Consider the following 19,308-nt stretch of genomic DNA (forward strand, 5'->3'; position numbering starts at 1 on the left):
CACCGACGACGACACCCAGATTTTCGAAACCAAAAGCTGCCAACATAGCTGCGAGGGTAGCCCTAAGAGCCGGGCGCGGTCCTCCCCGCGAGGTAGAGGGCGCCCGGTGCGCTTGCCGGGACGGCCGGCTGAATCGGGCTCACCGGTGCAACACGGACGTAAGCGGACCCGAGCGGCGGACGAGGGTCCGGCTCACCCTTGTTCGGCCACAGCGCTGTGGCGCGCTCGGCCAGCGCGGTGATGGTCAGGGATGGGTTCACACCCAGGTTCGCGGTGATTGTCGAGCCGTCGATCACGTGCAACCCCGAATATCCGTGCAGGCGGTGGTACGGGTCCACCACTCCGTCATCGGCGCTCTCACTGATGACGCAGCCTCCGATGAAGTGTCCCGTCATCGGGATATCCGCCAGATCCGCCCAGGCGCCGCCGGCAATACCGTCCAGGTGCTCAGCCGCGCGTCGAGCCACTTTGTGCCCGACGGGAATCCATGTCGGGTTCGGTTCGCCGACGCCCTGACGTGAAAACATCCGTCGCCCGAAGAGCCAGCGCCGCGTGTAGGTGGTGATCGAATTGTCGTGCGTCTGCATGACGAGCAGTGGAATCGTCTGCTCCGACCAATGTTTCGGGTTGAGCAGGCGGCCGAGATCCCGGCGGTTACGGACGAGTTCCTTGATCCCGGTCCGCCACCGGCGACGGCCGCCTTTTTCGAGGCCGTCCAGCCCGTCCACGAGAATGGTGCCGAGCAAGCCCATCAGATTCGAGTCGTGACCGTAGCGGCACGGCTCGACATGGGTGTGCTCGTCCGGATGGATCGATGACGTGATGGCGACGCCCTCCGAGTAGTCCACGTCGTTGCCGCGGGCGCGCACGGCCAAAATCGATTCGGAGTTGGTGCGTGAGAGCTCGCCGAGCCTGGGCGAGATGTCCGGCAGGCTGCCCCGGTCCCGCAGTCGGTGCAGCAGACGCTGGGTTCCGAGTGCGGCCGCCGAGAACACCACGTGCTGTGCGGTGAATGTGCGACGGCGCCAACGGATCTTGCCGCCGGTACGCCGTGTCATCACGTCGTATCCGCCGTCGGAACGCGGTCGGACGTCGACGACGGTGGTCATCGGGTGAACCGTCGCGCCAAGGCCTTCGGCGAGGTACAGGTAATTTTTGACCAGCGTGTTCTTGGCGTTGTGTCGGCAGCCCGTCATGCATTCGCCGCAGTGAAGGCACGCGTTGCGGTCTGGACCTGCCCCGCCGAAATAGGGGTCGCCGACCGGAGCGCCGGCGGCGGCGGGTTCGCCGTCGGCGTCGCTGAAACACACCCCGACCCGGGTGGCGCGAAAGGTTTCCGCGACGCCGAGGTCGGTGGCTATTTGCAGCATGACTTTATCCGAAGGCGTTGTCCGCGAGTAGGTCTCGACGCCGAGCATCCGCGAGGCCTGGTCGTACCAGGGCGCGAGCTCATCCTTCCAGTCGGTGATGTTGCTCCACCGCGGGTCGGCGAAGAACGGGTCGCCGGGCTCGTACAGCGTGTTCGCATACACCAGCGAACCCCCGCCCACTCCTGCCCCGCTGAGCACGACCGCGTCGGAAAGCAGGTCGATTCGCTGGATGCCGTAGCACCCGACCGACGGCTTGAACAGATAGTCCCGGACGTGCCAGCTGTTCTTGGCGAAGTCCTGATCGCGGAAACGCCGGCCCGCCTCGAGAACGCCTACGCGGTAGCCTTTTTCGCTCAGCCGCAGCGCGGTGACGCTGCCGCCGAAACCGGATCCGATGACGAGCACGTCATAGTCGAACGAAGCCTGGGTCACGCGCCTACCTCCTTGACTGCGGCGAGGGGAAGTATTTCGTCGTAATCGGCGAGCACCGCGGTCTGTGTCCTGCGCTGATATTCGTGGACCAGCCCCGGCCAGTTTGTGGTTACCCGGCCGGAGGCGGTGCGATACCAGGAGTCGCAATCGGTCCATACCCCTTTTTCGAGCCGAGACTGAACCTCCGCATCGTAGGCGGCTTCGACGTCAGGCCGAATATCGAATGCGCGGGCGCGTCCAGCGCGGGCAAGCTCTTCCACGACCTGGCGGATGTAACGGGCCTGCTGCTCGATCATCTGAATGACCGAGCTGCTGCCGAGATTGGTATTCGGGCCGTAGATGAGGAACATGTTCGGAAAGCCGGGCACCGCCATGCCGAGATGGGCGCGGGCGCCGTCGGTCCACTCGGAACCGAGGTCGCGTCCGTCTCGGCCGGTGACTGTCATCGGGGCGAGGAACTCGGTGGCCTTGAACCCGGTTCCGTAGATGATGACGTCGACCTCGTGCAGCCGGCCGTCGGCGGTCCGTACCCCGTTCGGCGTCACCTCCTCGACCGCGTCGGTCTCGACGTCGACGTCGTCGCTGGCCAGCGCCGGGTACCAGGCGCTGCTGAACAGCACGCGCTTGCACCCGATCGGGTAGTCGGGAGTGACCTTCGCCCGCAGCACCGGGTCCTTGATGTGCCGCTTGAGATTCGCTGACGCGAGGACGTGGAGTGCCCGAGCCAGCGGCGCGACTCTGGTCAGCGCGAGGCCCAAGAGCTCGGTCAACTCCCAGATCGACGTGCGCATGGCGGCGGCGAAGCCAGGAACCTGGCGAAAGGCGGTGTGGTGAGCATCGGTGTAGGCGCGGTCCACCTTCGGCACGACGTACGGCGCGGAACGCTGAAATACCGTGACATGCGCGGCCGCCTCGCGAATGCGCGGCACGAATTGGATCGCCGACGCGCCGGTGCCAAGGACCGCGATGCGTTTGCCGGTCAGGTCGACGTCGTGGCGCCACTCGGCCGAATGAAACGACGGACCCGCGAAGGTGTCGAGTCCCGGGACTGTCGGAAACGCCGGCCGCGACAGCTGACCCATCGCGGGTATTAGCACGTCGGCCTCGAAGACTTCACCGGACAAGGTCGCGACCTGCCAGGTGGCGGTGCGGTCGTCGTACTCCGCGGATGTGACCTCGACGCCGGTGCGCACCAGCTTGCGCAGGCCGAACACATCGGCGGTGTCCTGGATGTAGCCGAGGATGTCGGGCTGCTCGGCGTAGCGGCGGCCCCAGTCGGTTTTCGTGGCGAAGGAGTAGGAGTACAGATTCGACGGGACGTCGCAGGCAGCGCCGGGGTAGGTGTTCTCGCGCCAAACGCCGCCGACGTCATCGGCCTTCTCCAGCACCGTCACGTCGGCGAGGCCATCTTTGGACAGCTCGTAGGCGGCGCCCAGGCCTCCGAATCCGGCTCCGATGATGACGACGCGAGGACGCCGAGTGGTGGAGGTCATACGAACGACGCTACGAGCAGGTCGGATGTGCGGGCAGAGCATTGCGGACGGAAAATCCATGATTGCGGCCAAAGGACCGGTCCAGGTCAGACATCCAGCCGCGCGCGGGGAGCCACTGAGCGCTGATAGCGAGCGGGAGTCGTGCCCGTCCACCGCTTGAATGCGGCGATGAAGCTCGTCGCCTCGGCGTAGCCGAGCCGCAATGCGACGTCTCCGACCGACAAGGCGCCCGTCCCTAGCAGCTCCTCGGCGAGCACCCGATGGACTTCCTCGACGAGGTCCCGGAAGGTGGTGCTCTCCTCGGCGAGGCGACGCCGAAGCGTCCGTTCGCTCATCGCCAACTGCCGGGACACGCCCGCGATCGTGTGCGGTGCGCCGTCGATCGACGCCAGTTGCTCGCGAACGCGCAAGGCGACACCGGTCCGCTGGCGACGACGCTCCAACAGCGCGTGACACTGCTGCCGGCACATCGCCACACTGATGTCGCTGGCCTGAGGCAGCCGTTGTTCCAGCAACTCGGCGGGCCAGGACGCCATCGTGAGAGCCGATCCATAGCCCGGCGTCACGCCGAACGCCTCGCGGGCCGCAACGTCACCGGAGGGTGGCACCGGGCCGGCGAACTCGATCGTGGTGAACGGGACAGGGCTCCCGAGCGACTCCGACATCACTTGGGCGATCGCGGACAGGTCGCGCCGGATCAGGAATTCGGCAATCGGACCGGTGAGGTCCGGCAGGTCGAGTCGCAACGCCGCGACCGGTCCGTCGACCGTCACAGTTGGCAGGCAGAACCCGTAGCTGAGCTCGTAGTACCGGGCCGCGAACCGGACGGTGTCGCCCAGGGTCGAACTGGTCAGGCAGGCGAAGCCGAAAATGCCGAACGCTCCGACGTGATAAGTCGCGCCCACCCGGACCCCGAGGTCGGCCGGCCCGGCTTCTGCGCCGAGCAGATCTACCAGGTTCGTCGCGATCGCCAGTTCCTGGCGTCCGACGATCGTCCGGCCGTGATCGTGCAAGTCGGTCTCCGACAGTCCAGATCCCTCGAGCACATCCGCGGCGGCGAGTCCGTTCTCGCGGCCGAACTCGGCCATCAATGCGGCGCTGGCGGTGTTCCGCGGAAAGTCCCAGTGCGACAACTGGGATCCGGCAAACACCTGCACCTCTCCAGTATGGCCAACGAGCTCGAACGCGACGGCGCGGGACCATCAGGCTCTTGCACAATCGACCGACGGGGAGCGTGGGTCCTGGCGAAAACCAATCCGGGAGTGCCGAATCCGATCGAGCCACCGGCGCTGACTCTCGCCGGTGAAGCACGCTTGAACAACAGCATCGGTTTGCACGGACTCGCGCAGTTGCCGGTGTCACTCGGATAGGTGAATCCCATGAAGTCGCCGAGAGTCAACGCACAGCTATGCCTGCGGAGTGACCAAAAATTTCTCCCCGGTCGCCTTTTTGACATAGGCGTGGAACGCGTCGGGTTGGAGCATGCCGGCCAGTGACACTTCCTGGGTGTAGGTGCTCGCGAATGTCGTGGTGAGATCCGCGGCCACCCGGGCGCGCAGAGAGGCAATGCCGTCGGCCCCAACGTTTTGCAGGAATGGCGTCAGCAACCACCCTCCGATGCCCCACGCCATCCCGAAGTTTCTGGTCAGGGTGGTCGGGCCGGTGTCGAGTCCGCCGTAGATGTAGACCTGCTTGTGTACGGCCGATCCGTAGCGGGAGTACTCCGCGGCGTTCGCGCTGGCCGCCTGTTCCATCCCGTTGAGGATCTGGCTCGCGAGCGTGCCGCCACCCGTGGCATCGAAGGCGATCGTCGCCGACGTCGCGGTCAGAGCTTCGACCAGGTCCTTCGAAAACGACGGCGAGGAAGAGTTGCAGACATGCACGGCGCCAAGTGATCTCAGCAGTTCCTCTTGGTCGGGCTTGCGGACGATGTTGACGAGTTGGACCCCATCGGCGATGCAGAGCTTGACAAGCATCTGGCCGAGATTCGACGCCGCAGCCGTGTGCACGAGTGCCGAATGACCCTCCCGGCGCATGGTTTCCAGCATTCCGAGCGCAGTCAACGGGTTGACGAAAGACGAGGCGCCGTCCTTCGCCGTTGCCCCGTCCGGCAGGACCAGACACCCGGAGGCATCAACCGCCCGGTACTGGGTGTACATGCCACCGCCGGCAATTCCCACCGTCTTGCCGAGCAACGCCTGGGCCGCTGACGACGACCCTGCGGCCACCACGGTCCCGGCCCCTTCATTGCCGACCGGCAGCGACTTGTCGACGCGCGCCGATAGCCCCGCAAACGCGCGGTCGCCCAGCGGGGCGGTGACCACCGGGTGCTCGGGGGTACCGGAGAACGTTGCGGTGGACATGTCGGCGCCAGGGATGAGGACGCCTAGATCCGACGGGTTGATCGGCGAGGCTTCCACCCGGACCACCACTTCATTGGCCGCGGGGGACGGAACTGGGACGTCGTGCAGTGAGATCTCCAGCGTGCCTTGCGACGTCACCAGCGATCGCAGTTCGAGTGCCTGCTCGGGCAAATCTGCGGTCATCGCGCTACCTCTTCCGTGTGGTCAATGGGCCTGTTGCAGAGCGGCCCGTGCGTCGTCGTCGGTCACGGCTGTGATTCGTTGACGGCTTGATCTCGGGCCCACCGGTAGTCGGCCTTGCCCGCCGGGCTGCGCTCGAGCACGGTTCGGAACACGACCGCCTTGGGCAGCTTGTACCGGGCCAATGTCTGTGCGGCATGCTCGATTAGCTCGCTTGCTGCAGCCTTTGCGCCATCTGCGAGGGCGACTACCGCCACTACTTCCTGACCCCACCGCTCACTGGGCCGTCCGGTGACGACGACGTCGATCACGGCGGGATGCGATGCGATTGCGGTTTCGACCTCTTCGACGAAGATCTTTTCCCCGCCGGAGTTGATCGTCACCGAGTCGCGGCCCAGCAGCTCGATGCAGCCGTCGTCTCGATGCCGTGCGCGGTCGCCCGGAACCGCGTACCGCACACCGTCGATCACCGGGAAGGTTGCGGCCGTCTTGGCGGCATCGCCCTTGTAGCCGAGCGGAATGTAGCCGCGCTGAGCCAGCCACCCCATCCCCTCGTGGCCCGAATCCAGGATCCTGCCGAGATCCTCAGCGGCGACGCATGTATCGGATCCGGCAGTGAAAGTGCCCGTCGATACCGTTGTCGCCGTTGACATATGGTGCATCTGGCCACCGGTCTCCGAAGACCCGACGCCGTCGATGATGATCGCGTTCGGCAGAACGTCGATCAGGCGTTGCTTGACGTACGGCGTCAGAAGCGCGCCGCCGTTGGCCACCACCATCAACGATGACACATCCTCGATGCCCTTCTCGATGGCGGCGACCAGTGGCCGCGCGATCGCGTCGCCGACCACCGTCACCGTCATGACCTTCTCGCGCTCGATCGTGCGGACGACGTCATCGGCGTCCAAATGATCGACGACAGAAGGGAAAACGACGGTCTGTCCAGTCGTGATCGCCGTCATGACGCTCCACTGCGCCGCGCCGTGAATCAGTGGCGGCAGAATCAACAGCTTGGTGCCGGCACTGCCGGTCAGTCTTTCCACTATCTCGTCGAGCGAGCTGCTGGGCTCACCGGTCATCAGGTTCCGGCCGCCGAAGGACGTCATGAAGATGTCGTGCTGCCTCCACAGCACGCCCTTCGGCATACCGGTCGTACCGCCGGTGTAAAGCACATACAAGTCGTCGGGGGAGTGCTGGAGGGCCGGCGCCGGTGACTCCGAGTTGACCGCCGCCTCGTAGTCGACGGCGCCGTCGAGCAACGCGTTGCCCGACTCGTCGGCGATTTGGATCAGGACTCGCAGTTGCGGAAGATCGGGCAGCACCTCTGCGATCCGCGGCGCGAAGGTCGCGTGGTAGATCAATGCCGTCGCACCCGAATCGGCGAGCAGGTACTGCAGCTCGCTTTTGACGTAGCGGAAGTTGACATTGAACGGCGCGGCCCGGGCGGCGAAGGCGCCGATCAGCGACTCGACGAATTCGTTGCCGTTGTAGGCATACAGCCCGACCAGGTCCTGTCCTACTTCGTGGCGCTGGAGTGTCGCCCGTTCGGTGTGGCAGCCGATCCCGCGCGAATGCAGGTAGGCGGCCAGCCGCTGCGCCCGGTCCATGATCTCGGCGTAGGTGTAGCGGCGATCGCCCTGGATGATCAACTCGCGATCCGGAATCGCTGCCGCCACAGCGGCGGTGACGGCGGGAACGGTGAATTCGACTGCGGTGTCGGACATCTGGACCTTTACGGCTGGTGCGGAAGCAAGCGAACCATCAGGCCGTGGGCTTCGCTGAGTACCGTGCCGTCGGCCGATGTCATCGTAGCCTCTATGAAAACTTTGCGGCCGTCGACTTCGGTGATCGACACGCGCGCCTCCAGCGGCTCGTCGATCGGGGTGATCGTGCGGTAGTCGACGTGCAGGAACGCGGTGCGCGTCGGGCGGATGCCGGCGGCGGTCACCGTCATCCCGAGCAGCCAGTCATACAGCAGCGGAACGATGCCGCCATGCATCGCTCGATTACCGCCAGCATGAGCCTCGCTGAAGTGCGGATATTCACCGAAGATCTCCGGCATTTCCCACTGCGGTTCCTTGGGTTTCGGGCTGATTCCACACGAGACGCATCCGTACTGCTCTGTAAGCCGGGTACACCCGCAACCGCAGTACGCTGGCAACGTGCCCGGCAAGAAACGGATGTACATGGGATATACCGGCGGGATCCCCGAATACCGGCGCCGCTGCGATGACATTGCGGCCGCCGGATACACCGGCTTCGCACTGGCTAGCTGATCGGCATGTCATTGGCAACACTCAGCGTCAACGTGGCACGCGAGCTCAGCCTGCTGGTGCCGCGCACGGTAGCCGGGCTCAAGGAGTCCACTGGGTGGAATCCGGCGTCGCCGCGCGGTGTGCGTCAGTTCGGCGAGGTCATGCTGGACGAGCTTGCGCTGTCCGGGTTTTCGCTTCTGGGCGAAGCGCCGACGGCGGTTCGGTCACTCGACGCCTGCAGTACGGCAGCCGACGAGCTGTCAGCACTGGGTATCGACGGAGCGCATGCTGACCCTCAACCTCTGCAGGTCGACACGATCCAGCCGCGACGCATCGCCGGACTGGTCTACGAGCGGATGACTTTCGACCACGACCCGTTGCTGCCGGAGACCTTGGCGGCCGAACGGTTGGGCGGGCCGGCCAGGGCCGTGGTCCATCTGTGCCGGCACCCGGGTGGGCCCAGACCGTGGTTGGTGTGGGTGCACGGCGCTGGCCAGGGCGGTGTCGAGGATCTGCTGCTGAGTCGAATCGGACGCATCCATCACCAGCTGGGTTACAACGTCGCGATGCCCGTGCAGCCCCGTCATGGCTCTCGGCGACGGGAATGGCCGGCCTACCCCGACATGGATCCGCTCGGCAACGTCGCCGGCATGATGCGCGCGGTGTCGGAGGTGCGGGCCGTGGTCAAGTGGGTGAGGTCCCAGGCCAGTGCCGTTGTGGTGGGCGGTATTTCGATGGGAACGCCGGTTGCGGCGTTGGTGTCCCATCTGGAGCGCGACATCGACGCGGTGGGGTTGTACACGCCGATCCTCGGACTCAACGGGATGATCGCGCGGCACTTGGGGCGCTGGGGCTCCTCGCGCGACGCGTTCCGCGAACTGCTGGAGTCCCCGGTGGTCGCGAAGCTGACATCGGTGATCGACCCGCTCGCCGCCGACCCGGCACCGCCGCCGCAGCGACGACTGATCGTCGGCGCGTGGCATGACCGGATGGCGATGCGCGAGCCCACGAATGCGCTGCAGGACCGGTGGGGCGGTCAATTGTATTGGTACGACGGCAGCCACGTCGGTCACATATTTTCGCGGAAAGTCTTCCGGGTGACCGAACGGTTCTTGCAAGGAGTCGCCACATGACCGGTCAGCCGTTGAACGAGCTCGGTTACTACCTGCTCGCCGGGGCCGGCGGTGATGGGCCCGCGACCCTGATGGACGAGGCCCGCCGAGGCGAGGAGCTGGGTTTGGGTACGGCGTTCATCTCCGAGCGTTGGAACGTCAAAGAAGCGTCGTCGCTGTCCGGCGCCGCATGCGCGGTCACCAGTCGCATGCAGATCGCCACCGCGGCAACGAATCACAACACCCGGCACCCGTTGATCACCGGATCCTTCGCCACCACGATGCACCGGCTGTCCGGCGGCCGGTTCACTCTCGGCATCGGCCGCGGGATCGCCGCCATCTACGGGGCGTTCGGTGTGCCCAAGGTGACGACCGCGCAGATGGAGGATTGGGCCGGCGTCATGCGCCGACTATGGCACGGCGAAGTGATCTTCAACCACGACGGCCCAATGGGTAAGTACCCCATCCTTTTTCTCGATCCAGACTTCGACGAAGACATCAGGCTTGCCCTGGTGGCCTTCGGTCCCAACACGCTGGAGTTGGGTGGCCGGGCCTTCGACGACGTCATCCTGCACACCTATTTCACGCCGGAGACGCTGCAGCGCTGCGTCAAGACTGTGAAGACCGCCGCGGAAAAGGCCGGCCGCGATCCTGACAGCGTGCGAGTCTGGTCGTGTTTTGCCACAGTCGGCGATCATCTGCCCGAACAGCTGCGGCTGAAGAAGACCGTCGCGCGACTGGCCACCTACCTTCAGGGCTACGGCGACCTGATGGTCAAGACCAACAACTGGGATCCCGCTGTGCTGGAGCGGTTTCGCGCCGACGCGGTGGTGGCGTCGGTCGCCGGCGGAATCGACCATAAGGCCACGACCGAGCAGATCGAACACGTCGCGACGCTGATTCCCGACGAGTGGCTGGAGCCGTCGGCGACCGGGTCGGCTCAGCAGTGTGTGGACCGCATCCGCCAGGAACTCGACTACGGTGCCGACGCGGTGATCATGCACGGTGCTACTCCGGACGAACTCGAGCCGATTGTCACGGCGTATCGAGCGAGCGGGTAAGAACTACCTATGTCGACGCATCTACAGAACAAGGTGATCATCGTGACGGGCGCCGCAAGCGGCTTCGGCACACTGATCGCCCAGAAGTCAGCTGGATGTGGACTCGGTCGGGTACTGGCTGATCAACCCGGACGATCTGACCAATGCGATCATCCACGTCATCGATCAACCGTGGGGCATCAACATCAGCGATGTGACGGTGCGGGCCAGCGGCGAAAACTACGTCTACTGACGGCCGCTCACGGCATGATCGCGGTCCGGGCCACCGGTTCGGCCGCGGCCTGCCGGCTCGACAGGCCCCGCCGCAGCGCGGCCAACAACGCATCGCGTGTCTCGCGTGGGTCGATCAATTCGTCGAAGCCCATGTGCTCGGCTGAGCGGTAGGACGCCTGCAGTTCGGCGTCGCGCAGTTTGGCGGTGAGGTCGTCACCGGCGTGCGACGCCTTGCTCAAGGCCGCCGCGCTCATCGCACCCATCGTCGCGCCGGGGTAGGCGAACGTCGCGCCCTGACCGTCAAAACTCAACAGCGACATGACCATCGAGCCGAAGCCGTATGCCTTGCGCAGCGTGACATGCAGCTTGATCGTGGTGGCCATGGTCTGAGCGACGAACATGCGGCCGCCGGCCCGCAGCACACCGCTGCGCTCCGATCGGCTACCCGGGAGCATGCCGGGATTGTCGGCGAGGAACACGATGGGCAGATGGAACGAGTCGGCCACCGTGATGAAATGCGCCGCCTTGTCCGCGGCATCGGCGTCGATCGAGCCGGCCAGCACCTGAGGCTGGTTGGCCACGACCGCGACCGGATGCCCGCCGAGATGTGCCAGCGCGCAGATGATCGCCTTACCGAACTGTGGTTGGACCTCGAGCCAGTTGGGTTGGTCGAAGACCACGTCGAGTACCGAACGCATGTCATAGATCCGGCGGTTGTCGCGCGAGACGATCTCAACCAACTCCGGCGTCGGCCGCGGCGTTGTGGTTTCGTCGTCGGGCTGCGCCGACGGGTATGACCATGCGCTGGAGGGGAAGTAAGACAGGTAGCGGCGGATGTCGTCGAGCACCGTTTCGTCGTCCTCGCCGACGTTGTGAATCACCCCGCTGGGAAGCGCGACACTGGGGCCGCCGAGTTCTTCCTTCGAGATGTCTTCTCCCGTAGACTCTTTCACGACGGGTGGCCCGGCGGTGAAAATCGCGCCTTGCGCGCTCATGATCCGGAAGTCACACACCGGCGCCACCAGCGCGCCGTGTCCGGCCGACGGGCCCAAGACCGCGGCAACGGTCGGGACCCGGCCCGAGCATTTCGCTTGAGCGAGCAGATCGGTCGGGGAGCGGCCGTAGTGTCCGCCGGTCGGTCGAAAACCAGCGCCCTCGAGCAGCATCACCAGCGGAACCTTGTCGCGCAAGGCCAATTCGGCGATGCGGTAACGCTTCGAGTTACCACCCGGTCCGATGCTGCCGGCCAGTGTGGTGAAGTCTTCGGCGCCGAGCATCACCGGTGAGCCGTTGATCAAGCCGGACCCGACGATGATGCCGTCGGCGGCGGTCTCGCCCCCGACCATGGTGCCGATTTCGCGAAACGTCCCCGGGTCAAGAAGGTGCTCGATGCGTCCGCGCGCATCGAGTTTGCCCTTGCCGCGGTGCTTGGCAAGCCGCTCCGGACCGCCCATCGCCCGGGTGTGCTGGCGGCGACGGGCGAGGTCGTCGAGCGTTTCCTCCCAATCGGGGGACTTCGTCATCGGCACGTCCTCACTCGTCGGCGCCATTTACTGAAGTGCTTACTGTAGCTTCACGAATATGACCCCGGTCCGCGCTACCCAGGCGACCGGTCTAAAAGTCGACGGCGGCATCTTCACCGACCTCACCGAAGTTCCCGCACTGGCCGGCGAACTCGAGCAGCAGGGTTACGACGGCTGCTGGACCGGCGAGATCAACCACGATCCCTTCTTCCCGCTGTTGCTGGCCGCCGAACACACGTCGCGGATCGACATCGGCACCAGCATTGCGGTCGCGTTCGCGCGCAGTCCGATGACGGTGGCGAACGTCGGCTGGGATCTGCAGTCTTACTCGCAGGGCCGGTTCATCCTGGGTCTCGGCACTCAGATCAAGCCGCACATCGAGAAGCGTTTCAGCATGCCGTGGAGTCAGCCGGTGGCCCGGATGCGTGAGTTTGTGCTTGCGCTGCAGGCGATCTGGTCGGCGTGGAAGGACGGCACGCGACTGCGGTTCGAGGGTGAGTTCTACACCCACAAGCTGATGACGCCGATGTTCACCCCTGAGCCGCAGGCCTTTCCGGCGCCGAAAGTCTTCATTGCCGCCGTCGGTGAAGCGATGACGGACATGTGCGGGGAGATTGCCGACGGGCTACTGGCCCACGCTTTCACGACACGGCAGTATCTGCACGAGGTCACGATGCCGGCGGTGCAGCGCGGCTTGGAGCGCTCCGGCCGCGAGCGCAGTGCGTTCGAGGTTTCATGCCCGGTGTTCGTGGTGACCGGTGGCGACGAGGCCGAAATGGGCGTCGGCGCGGCCGGTGTCTGCAAGCAGATCGCCTTCTACGGATCGACGCCGGCCTATCGCAAAGTCCTTGAACTGCACGGCTGGGGCGACGTTGCCGACGAACTGCACCGGCTTTCGCTGCAGGGCGAGTGGGACGCGATGGCGACGTTGGTCGACGACGACATCCTCAACGCATTCGCGGTGGTTGCGACTCCGGATATGCTCGCCGCCGCCCTCAAGGACCGTTGCGACGGCGTCATCGACCGGGTGATGCCGACGTTTCCCCGAACCCTGTCCCGCGACACCGTCACCGCGGTGTTGAACGAGTTGCGCCGAGGAGTAGCTGCCGATGAGCACACCGACGATGGATGACGCGGCCAAGGTGCTCGCCGACCCGCAGGCCTACGCCGACGAGTCGACATTGCATGCGGCCCTGTCGCATCTGCGCGCCAACGGTCCAGTCTCCCGAGTGGAAGTGCCGAACTACCGGCCATTCTGGGCGATCACCAAACACGCCGACATCATGGACATCGAGCGCAACAGCGCATTGTTCACCAACTGGCCGCGTCCGGTGCTGACGACGACCGAGGGCGACGAGTTGCAGGCCCGCGGGGGTTCGCACCCTGATCCACCTCGACGACCCGCAGCATCGGGCGGTGCGGGCGATCGGCGCGGATTGGTTCCGGCCCAAGGCGATGCGGGCGTTGAAGGTCCGCGTCGACGAGTTGGCCAAGACCTATGTCGACAAGATGCTGGCGGTCGGGCCCGAATGCGATTTCGTCCAAGAGGTCGCGGTGAATTACCCGTTGTACGTGATCATGTCGCTGCTGGGCATACCCGAGTCCGACTTCTCGCGCATGCTCACGCTCACCCAGGAGCTGTTCGGCAGCGACGACAGCGAATTCAAACGCGGTAGCAACAACGGAGATCAACTACCGGCGCTGCTGGACATGTTCGCTTATTTCAACGGTGTCACCGCGGCGCGGCGTGAGCATCCGACCGAAGACTTGGCGTCCGCTATCGCCAACGCCCGCATCGATGGGGAGCCGCTGTCGGACATCGAAACGGTGTCCTACTACCTGATCGTTGCCACCGCCGGCCACGACACCACCAGCGCGACGATCTCTGGTGGTTTGCATGCTCTGGCCGAGAACCCCGACCAACGTCACCGGTTGCGCGACCATCCGGATCTGATGCTGCTGGCGACCGAGGAAATGATCGAATGGACCACTCCGGTCAAGGAATTCATGCGGACCGCCGCCGTGGACACCGAGGTGCGCGGCGTCCCGATCGCGGCGGGGGAGTCGCTGCTGCTGTCGTACGTGTCGGGCAATCGGGACGAGGAGGTCTTCGCCGATCCGTTCCGCTTCGATGTCGGCCGCGATCCCAACAAGCATCTGGCGTTCGGTTACGGCGTGCACTTCTGTTTGGGCGCGGCGCTGGCGCGGATGGAGGTCAGCAGCTTCTTCTCCGAGCTGGTCCCGCGGCTGGATTCGATTGAGCTGACCGGCGATCCAGAGTATGTCGCGACGACGTTCGTCGGCGGGCTCAAGCATCTGCCGGTCCGGTACTCGCTGCGCTAAGGCAGGTCAGACGGTAGTTGGGGTCGCGTTTCGCCGGCATCGGTGTCACGCTTAGCCATGCTCGTCACCTCGTTCAGTCGGCTTGCCGCCGCTGTCGCAGCGGCACTCGTTACCGCGGCGGTTGCTCACGCTGACCCGCAGGACGACCAGTTTCTCGGCTTGTTGGCGAAAGATGGAATCACAGCCGGCCCATCGGATCAGCTGATCGCCCTCGCCCACGAGAGGTGCCAGAACGACACTCTTTCTCGCGACCAAGTGCCCACCTTTCGCTTCGGCCCGCTACCAAGCGCATTCAGCACCGCCCAGCGCCAGCTCGCCGCCAAACTGGTCGGTCAGGGTCTGGCGGATGCCCAGGTCCGGCCGTTCATGCTCGACGCCATCAGCGTCTATTGTCCCGACGCCCACAGTTAGGGCGCGTCGTCATCGCTGTCCTGTAAGAGTTTTTCGGGGTGGTGGTAGGTGTTGACCCGCGGCTGTCCGTGGTCGAGGTGTGGTGGGGGGATCCATTCGGTGTCGCCGCGGCTGTTTTTGCGGGTGGTCCAGCCTTGTTCGGTGAGGTCGTGGTTGGGGTGGCAGGTAAGCGTTAGGCCGTTGACGTCGGTGACCGGGTTGGTCCGGTAGGGGTCGCAGTGGTGGACCTCGCACAGGTAAGCCGGGATGGTGCAGCCGGGGAATGAACACCCACGATCCTTGGCGTAGAGGACTATTCGCTGGGCTGGTGAGGCCAGGCGTTTGGTGTGATACAGCGCCAGGGCTTTGCCGTGGTCGAAGATCACCAGGTAATGGTGGGCGTGGGAGCCGAGCCGGATGACATCGGACATCGGCAGCAGCGTGCCGCCGCCGGTCAACGCTTTGCCGGCGCCGGCTTCCAGCTCCCGCAGGGTGGTGGTGACGATGAGGGAGGCGGGAAGCCCATTGTGTTGACCGAGCCCACCGGAGGCCAGCAGCGCGCGGGCGGCCGCGAGCAGGGCGTCGTGGTTGCGCTGGGCGTGGCTGCGGGTGTCGCCCTGGATGGCGGCCTGTGACGGTGTCCCGCTGATGCAGGGTTGGTCATCGGCGGGGTTGCACATGCCGGGGGCGGCGAGTTTGGCGAAGACGGCGTCGAGGGTGGCGCGGGCTTCGGGGTTGAGCCATCCGCTGATCGGGGACATGCCGTCGATGTCTTGGGTGCCGATGGTCAGGCCGCGGCGTTTGGCGCGGTCGATGTCGGTGAAGTCGCCGTCGGGGTTGAGGCAGTCCATGAGCTTGTCGGCCAGTTTGGCCAATTCGTCGGGGCGATGCTCCAAACTTAGCCGCGCCAACTGCGCCTCAGCCGTGCTCCGGGTCTCGAGGTCGACGAAATCGGGCAGCCGATGCCAGAAGCTGCGGATCACCGCGACATGACCGGCACCGAGCTCGCCGTTGCGTTGCGCGGCGGCGGTGGCCTCCAACACTGGCGCCAACGGCTCGCCATTCAACGCCCGCCGCTCACCGAGATCGGCGGCTTCATGGATGCGCCGGGAGGCTTCGGCGCGGCTGATCCGCAACCGGTTCGCCAACGCCGGCGCGAGCTTGCCGCCCACCTCGGTCGGGTCGGCTTGCCCGGCGAGCTGGTTGATCAGCGCGTGTTCGATGGCCGGCTGCCCGCGCCGCATCTGCTCAAGGCTTTCCAGCACACCGAGCCGCTCGGGCGTGGTCAACACGTCGAACGTCAAATCCAGGGCGCACTTGTGAGCAGCCGACAGCGCGTCGAGAACCTCGACGATCTCCTCACGACTACTAGCACGCATGTCCGAATAATAACGACGACCACCGACAGGTTTCAGAGCGCGAAACTCAAGTGACGCAAGTGGTTTGAGAGGCGCGACAGCGTTCAACCAGGATTTCGGCCAGCAGGCGGGGTTCGCTGATCATCAGGTCGTGGCAGGTGTCGACCGGGATCAGTGTCTGCACACCGCCCAGCGCGGCGATGCTGCGCAACTGGGTGCGCCGAAAGAGCGCGTGATCACGCAGGGTGAGGATCCAGGTCCGCGGAACGTCGTTGGGAAGGTCGCCGCGATCGACCGGCTCGGCGATGATTGTCACCGCCTCAGGATAAATCCGCGACATCGTAAAACGGCGCTGGTCGCGCGTCATGCCATTGCAGAAGATCAACGCGCTCAACATATCCGGCATGGTCGCGGGCGGCCTCCGCAGCCGGACGGCGCGCCGCACGTACCAGGACAGCGGACCGACGAGCGTATCGACGATTGCACTGCCCTGCGTCGGAAGGCAGGACGCTGCCAGAATCAGCTCGCGCACCCGCGAACTTCCCAGCGCCGCAACGATCCCGGGCACGGTCAGCCCGGCGAGCGAATGCCCCACCACGATCACCTCGCCCAAGCCCGCTGCTTCCACCTGTCCGACCGCCGCTCGGACACAATCGGCAATGGTCACAGTGCTCAGGTCGCCGGGCGTTGCACCGTGACCGGGCATGTCGACAGCCAGAACAGGCAATTCCGGTGCCAGACAGCGCAGTTCATCGATGGTGAGATCCCAGCAATCCGCCGAATGCTGGCCGCCATGGACGAGAACCAGGGCTGGCGAGCGCAGCTTACGCAACTCCGAAATCGAGGATTCCGCGGACGATTTCACCGTTGAGCAAGTCGGCGTAGGCGTCATTGATGTCGTCGAGGCGGTACCGCCGGGTGATCATCTCGTCGAGCAGCAGTTGGCCGCTCTGGTAGAGCCGGGCCAACCGGTTGATGTCCGCCTTCGGATTGCACGAGCCGAAGATGGTGCCTGCCAACGTCTTGTTCATCAGGATGAATTCCTGCAGGTTGATCTTGACCGACTGGGTGAGCTGAGACGTCATCCCGGTGAGCACGCAGGTGCCGCCCTTGCGGGTCAGGGCCACCCCGTCGCGAACGTCTTCGCGGCTCATCAACGACGGGGAGACGACCACCGCGTCGGCCATCACGCCGTAGGTCAGACCCCGGACCAAGTCCATCGCTTCTTCGGCCGATGCGGCGCTGTGCGTCGCGCCGAACCGTAGCGCCGACTTCTGTTTGAACTCAACGGGATCGACGGCGACGATCTGCGCAGCGCCGTTGATCCGGGCGCTCTGTATCGCCGCCGTGCCGATGCCGCCGACGCCGATCACCACGACGGTGTCACCGGCGCGCATGTTCGAACGGTTTTCCACCGAGCCGTAGCCGGTTGGGATGGCGCATGACAGCAGCGCGCTCGGCGCCAGCGGAAGGTGTTGCTCGATCTTCACCAACGACTTGGTCGAGGCCACCGTGTGTTCGGCGAATGTCCCGACCTTGGCGATGTGGCCCAGGTCCCGGCCGTCGGAGGTGTGATGACGGAAGGTGCCGTCAGTCGGCATGCCCGGGATCATGGTGAAGGCGCCGACATCGCAGATGTATTCCGCTCCGGTTGCGCACCAACGACATTGACCGCAGACCGCGACAAACGACATCACCACGTGATCGCCCGGCGCGAACTCAGTGACGCCTTCGCCGACTTCCTGCACGATGCCCGAGCCCTCATGCCCGCCGATCATGGGGAACATGGTGGGCAACCCCATGGCACGCATCACGTCGTTCGGCGCCGACATGTCGCCCTTGAGGATGTGGTCGTCGGAGTGGCACAACCCGGCAGCGGCCATCTTCACCAAAACCTCGTCGGCCTTGGGTGGATCCAGCTCGAATTCCTCGACGGACCACGGACCCCCGACGTCGTGCAGGATCGCGGCGCGGCTTTTCATGACACCGGTGTGAAGGTCACGGGCAGTTTGTTGGGAGACCGGAAGATTGGGCCTACAATCTTGGACTCCTCGCCGGTCCCGTCGTCGGCTATCAGGGCCAAATCAGGGGCCCGGTCCAGAAGGCTGTTCAGCATCACCCGGGTTTCCATCCGAGCCAAATGCATTCCAAGACACATGTGGATCCCGCCGGCGAACGAGATATGTGCTTGGCGAGGCCGGCAGATGTCGAAGATGTTGGCGTTGTCCCACCGACTCTCGTCACGGTTGGCCGACCCCATGCACAAATCGATTTGTGCATTGGCCGGGATGGTGTGGCCGCTCACCTCCACCTCCTCGGTAGTGGTGCGCATGACCATGACGAGCGGTGTTTCGTAGCGCAGTCCCTCTTCGATCGCCGCCGGTATCAACGAGCGGTCCTGCTGGACCATCGCCAACTGCTCGGGGTGGGTCAGCAACAGATAGAGGAGATTGCCTGACGAGCGGTATGTAGTCTCCAGACCGGCGGGCAGCAGTAGCCGCAAGAAGGCGATGATGGCCTCGTCGGTGAGCTTTTCGCCGTCGATCTCCGCGGCGACGAGATCGCCGATGATGTCGTTGGTCAGTTTGCGACGACGCTGCTCGACCTGGTCGAGGAAGTAACCGTGCAACTCGTTGGCCGCGGTCAATCCCGCCATGATGTCCGTCGGGATCGAGATGATGTCCAGCGACAACCGCCGGAACAGGTCGAGGTCCTCGCGCGGGAGTCCGAGCAGTTCGGAGATGATCCGGGTGGGGAACTCGAACGTCAGCGCTTTCACCAGGTCGGCGTGCCCGTCGTTCTTGATCTCGTCGATCAACTGATCGCAGACCGGGCCGATGACCGATGGCTCCCAGCGCTCCAGCGCGGTAGCCCGAAATGCCTTGGCTACCAAGCTGCGATGGTCATGATGCTCCTTGCCGCCCATGGCCAGAATCATGTGCCCCATCACCAACCCGATGGTTTTCTCGTACGCGGCGGAGGTAAAGGTCTTGTCGTCGCGGAACGCCTGGAAGACGCCGTCGTAGCCGAACAGCACCCATTCGTCTTCTGGTTTCAACTCTGGCGGCATCAATTCGTGGTCCATCAGCGACCCGTGGAACACCGGATCCGTGCGCCGCATGTACTCGAAGAACGGATAAGGGCTGGATTCGCCGCTCGTATCCAGGGTGACTGGCTCGCCGCCAAGATCCGGGCTATCGGTACGCAGCGTCATT

14 protein-coding genes and 3 pseudogenes are annotated in these 19,308 nt (G+C 65.0%); 6 read left to right on the plus strand and 11 right to left on the minus strand.

Annotated elements, in window-relative coordinates; genetic code table 11:
* Positions 1 to 62: 62 nt before the first annotated feature.
* From ACQY5A_RS16235 to ACQY5A_RS16260, 6 genes and pseudogenes are all read right to left on the minus strand, one after another.
* A complete protein-coding gene (locus ACQY5A_RS16235; RefSeq protein ID WP_428341335.1) occupies positions 63 to 1,802 on the minus strand; it encodes an FAD-dependent oxidoreductase in 1,740 nt (579 codons plus the stop codon).
* Positions 1,799 to 3,295 carry a flavin-containing monooxygenase gene (locus ACQY5A_RS16240; protein WP_428341336.1) on the minus strand — a complete coding sequence of 499 codons (1,497 nt, stop codon included), beginning with the start codon at positions 3,293 to 3,295 and terminating at the stop codon, positions 1,799 to 1,801. The genes ACQY5A_RS16235 and ACQY5A_RS16240 overlap by 4 nt, the downstream gene beginning before the upstream one ends.
* Before the next feature lie 86 nt (positions 3,296 to 3,381).
* Complete coding sequence (locus tag ACQY5A_RS16245) at positions 3,382 to 4,452, minus strand: AraC family transcriptional regulator ligand-binding domain-containing protein (protein WP_428341337.1); 1,071 nt, start codon at positions 4,450 to 4,452, stop codon at positions 3,382 to 3,384.
* Positions 4,453 to 4,701: 249 nt separating this feature from the next.
* Positions 4,702 to 5,841, minus strand: coding sequence for a zinc-binding dehydrogenase (locus ACQY5A_RS16250; RefSeq protein WP_428341338.1), 1,140 nt, complete (start codon positions 5,839 to 5,841; stop codon positions 4,702 to 4,704).
* 62 nt (positions 5,842 to 5,903) lie between these two features.
* On the minus strand, positions 5,904 to 7,562 hold the full coding sequence (locus ACQY5A_RS16255; protein ID WP_428341339.1) for an acyl-CoA synthetase: 1,659 nt from the start codon (positions 7,560 to 7,562) through the stop codon (positions 5,904 to 5,906).
* A gap of 8 nt (positions 7,563 to 7,570) precedes the next feature.
* Positions 7,571 to 7,873, minus strand: a pseudogene (locus ACQY5A_RS16260) (PaaI family thioesterase); the annotation flags it as partial.
* Between the two features lie 246 nt (positions 7,874 to 8,119).
* Here ACQY5A_RS16260 and ACQY5A_RS16265 point away from each other — a divergent pair.
* The 3 genes and pseudogenes from ACQY5A_RS16265 to ACQY5A_RS16275 all read left to right on the plus strand — a co-directional run.
* Positions 8,120 to 9,226 (plus strand): PHB depolymerase family esterase, encoded by a 1,107-nt coding sequence (locus tag ACQY5A_RS16265; RefSeq protein ID WP_428341340.1) that lies wholly within the window; start codon positions 8,120 to 8,122, stop codon positions 9,224 to 9,226.
* Positions 9,223 to 10,266 (plus strand): TIGR03857 family LLM class F420-dependent oxidoreductase, encoded by a 1,044-nt coding sequence (locus tag ACQY5A_RS16270; RefSeq protein WP_428341341.1) that lies wholly within the window; start codon positions 9,223 to 9,225, stop codon positions 10,264 to 10,266. The genes ACQY5A_RS16265 and ACQY5A_RS16270 overlap by 4 nt, the downstream gene beginning before the upstream one ends.
* 79 nt (positions 10,267 to 10,345) lie before the next feature.
* Positions 10,346 to 10,498, plus strand: a pseudogene (locus ACQY5A_RS16275) (SDR family oxidoreductase); the annotation flags it as partial.
* A gap of 7 nt (positions 10,499 to 10,505) precedes the next feature.
* Here ACQY5A_RS16275 and ACQY5A_RS16280 read toward each other — a convergent pair.
* Positions 10,506 to 12,002, minus strand: a complete 1,497-nt coding sequence (locus tag ACQY5A_RS16280; RefSeq protein WP_428341342.1) for an acyl-CoA carboxylase subunit beta — start codon at positions 12,000 to 12,002, stop codon at positions 10,506 to 10,508.
* A 58-nt stretch (positions 12,003 to 12,060) separates the two neighbouring features.
* Between ACQY5A_RS16280 and ACQY5A_RS16285 the strand changes: the two genes are divergently transcribed.
* From ACQY5A_RS16285 to ACQY5A_RS16295, 3 genes and pseudogenes are all read left to right on the plus strand, one after another.
* On the plus strand, positions 12,061 to 13,134 hold the full coding sequence (locus ACQY5A_RS16285) for an LLM class F420-dependent oxidoreductase (protein WP_428341343.1): 1,074 nt from the start codon (positions 12,061 to 12,063) through the stop codon (positions 13,132 to 13,134).
* Positions 13,127 to 14,345: pseudogene (locus ACQY5A_RS16290) on the plus strand (cytochrome P450). The gene ACQY5A_RS16285 and the pseudogene ACQY5A_RS16290 overlap by 8 nt, the downstream one beginning before the upstream one ends.
* A 42-nt stretch (positions 14,346 to 14,387) precedes the next feature.
* Positions 14,388 to 14,756, plus strand: coding sequence for a DUF732 domain-containing protein (locus ACQY5A_RS16295; RefSeq protein WP_428341344.1), 369 nt, complete (start codon positions 14,388 to 14,390; stop codon positions 14,754 to 14,756).
* On the opposite strand, the gene ACQY5A_RS16300 is transcribed toward ACQY5A_RS16295, so the two are convergent.
* From ACQY5A_RS16300 to ACQY5A_RS16315, 4 genes are read right to left on the minus strand one after another with little or no spacing between them, the layout of a single operon-like run.
* Positions 14,753 to 16,114, minus strand: coding sequence for an HNH endonuclease signature motif containing protein (locus ACQY5A_RS16300; protein WP_428341345.1), 1,362 nt, complete (start codon positions 16,112 to 16,114; stop codon positions 14,753 to 14,755). The genes ACQY5A_RS16295 and ACQY5A_RS16300 overlap by 4 nt on opposite strands.
* A 46-nt stretch (positions 16,115 to 16,160) precedes the next feature.
* Positions 16,161 to 16,985 (minus strand): alpha/beta fold hydrolase, encoded by an 825-nt coding sequence (locus tag ACQY5A_RS16305; protein ID WP_428341346.1) that lies wholly within the window; start codon positions 16,983 to 16,985, stop codon positions 16,161 to 16,163.
* Positions 16,918 to 18,075, minus strand: coding sequence for a Zn-dependent alcohol dehydrogenase (locus ACQY5A_RS16310; protein ID WP_428341347.1), 1,158 nt, complete (start codon positions 18,073 to 18,075; stop codon positions 16,918 to 16,920). Before ACQY5A_RS16310 ends, ACQY5A_RS16305 begins: the two co-directional genes overlap by 68 nt.
* The gene (locus ACQY5A_RS16315) at positions 18,072 to 19,307 is read right to left on the minus strand and encodes a cytochrome P450 (protein ID WP_428341348.1); all 1,236 of its coding nucleotides are present in this window, start codon (positions 19,305 to 19,307) and stop codon (positions 18,072 to 18,074) included. The genes ACQY5A_RS16310 and ACQY5A_RS16315 overlap by 4 nt, the downstream gene beginning before the upstream one ends.
* Position 19,308 lies beyond the last annotated feature (1 nt).

This window comes from Mycobacterium sp. (genome assembly GCF_965277065.1).
Classification (GTDB): Bacteria; Actinomycetota; Actinomycetes; order Mycobacteriales; family Mycobacteriaceae; genus Mycobacterium.

What these genes read in the sequence shown, in the direction of transcription:
- ACQY5A_RS16310 (WP_428341347.1), bottom strand. Translation starts at nt 18,075, where the DNA reads ATGAAAAGCCGCGCCGCGATCCTGCACGACGTCGGGGGTCCGTGGTCC.
- ACQY5A_RS16300 (WP_428341345.1), bottom strand. Translation starts at nt 16,114, where the DNA reads ATGCGTGCTAGTAGTCGTGAGGAGATCGTCGAGGTTCTCGACGCGCTG.
- ACQY5A_RS16250 (WP_428341338.1), bottom strand. Translation starts at nt 5,841, where the DNA reads ATGACCGCAGATTTGCCCGAGCAGGCACTCGAACTGCGATCGCTGGTG.
- ACQY5A_RS16280 (WP_428341342.1), bottom strand. Translation starts at nt 12,002, where the DNA reads ATGACGAAGTCCCCCGATTGGGAGGAAACGCTCGACGACCTCGCCCGT.
- ACQY5A_RS16255 (WP_428341339.1), bottom strand. Translation starts at nt 7,562, where the DNA reads ATGTCCGACACCGCAGTCGAATTCACCGTTCCCGCCGTCACCGCCGCT.
- ACQY5A_RS16270 (WP_428341341.1), top strand. Translation starts at nt 9,223, where the DNA reads ATGACCGGTCAGCCGTTGAACGAGCTCGGTTACTACCTGCTCGCCGGG.
- ACQY5A_RS16265 (WP_428341340.1), top strand. Translation starts at nt 8,120, where the DNA reads ATGTCATTGGCAACACTCAGCGTCAACGTGGCACGCGAGCTCAGCCTG.
- ACQY5A_RS16305 (WP_428341346.1), bottom strand. Translation starts at nt 16,985, where the DNA reads ATGACGCCTACGCCGACTTGCTCAACGGTGAAATCGTCCGCGGAATCC.
- ACQY5A_RS16240 (WP_428341336.1), bottom strand. Translation starts at nt 3,295, where the DNA reads ATGACCTCCACCACTCGGCGTCCTCGCGTCGTCATCATCGGAGCCGGA.
- ACQY5A_RS16285 (WP_428341343.1), top strand. Translation starts at nt 12,061, where the DNA reads ATGACCCCGGTCCGCGCTACCCAGGCGACCGGTCTAAAAGTCGACGGC.
- ACQY5A_RS16315 (WP_428341348.1), bottom strand. Translation starts at nt 19,307, where the DNA reads ATGACGCTGCGTACCGATAGCCCGGATCTTGGCGGCGAGCCAGTCACC.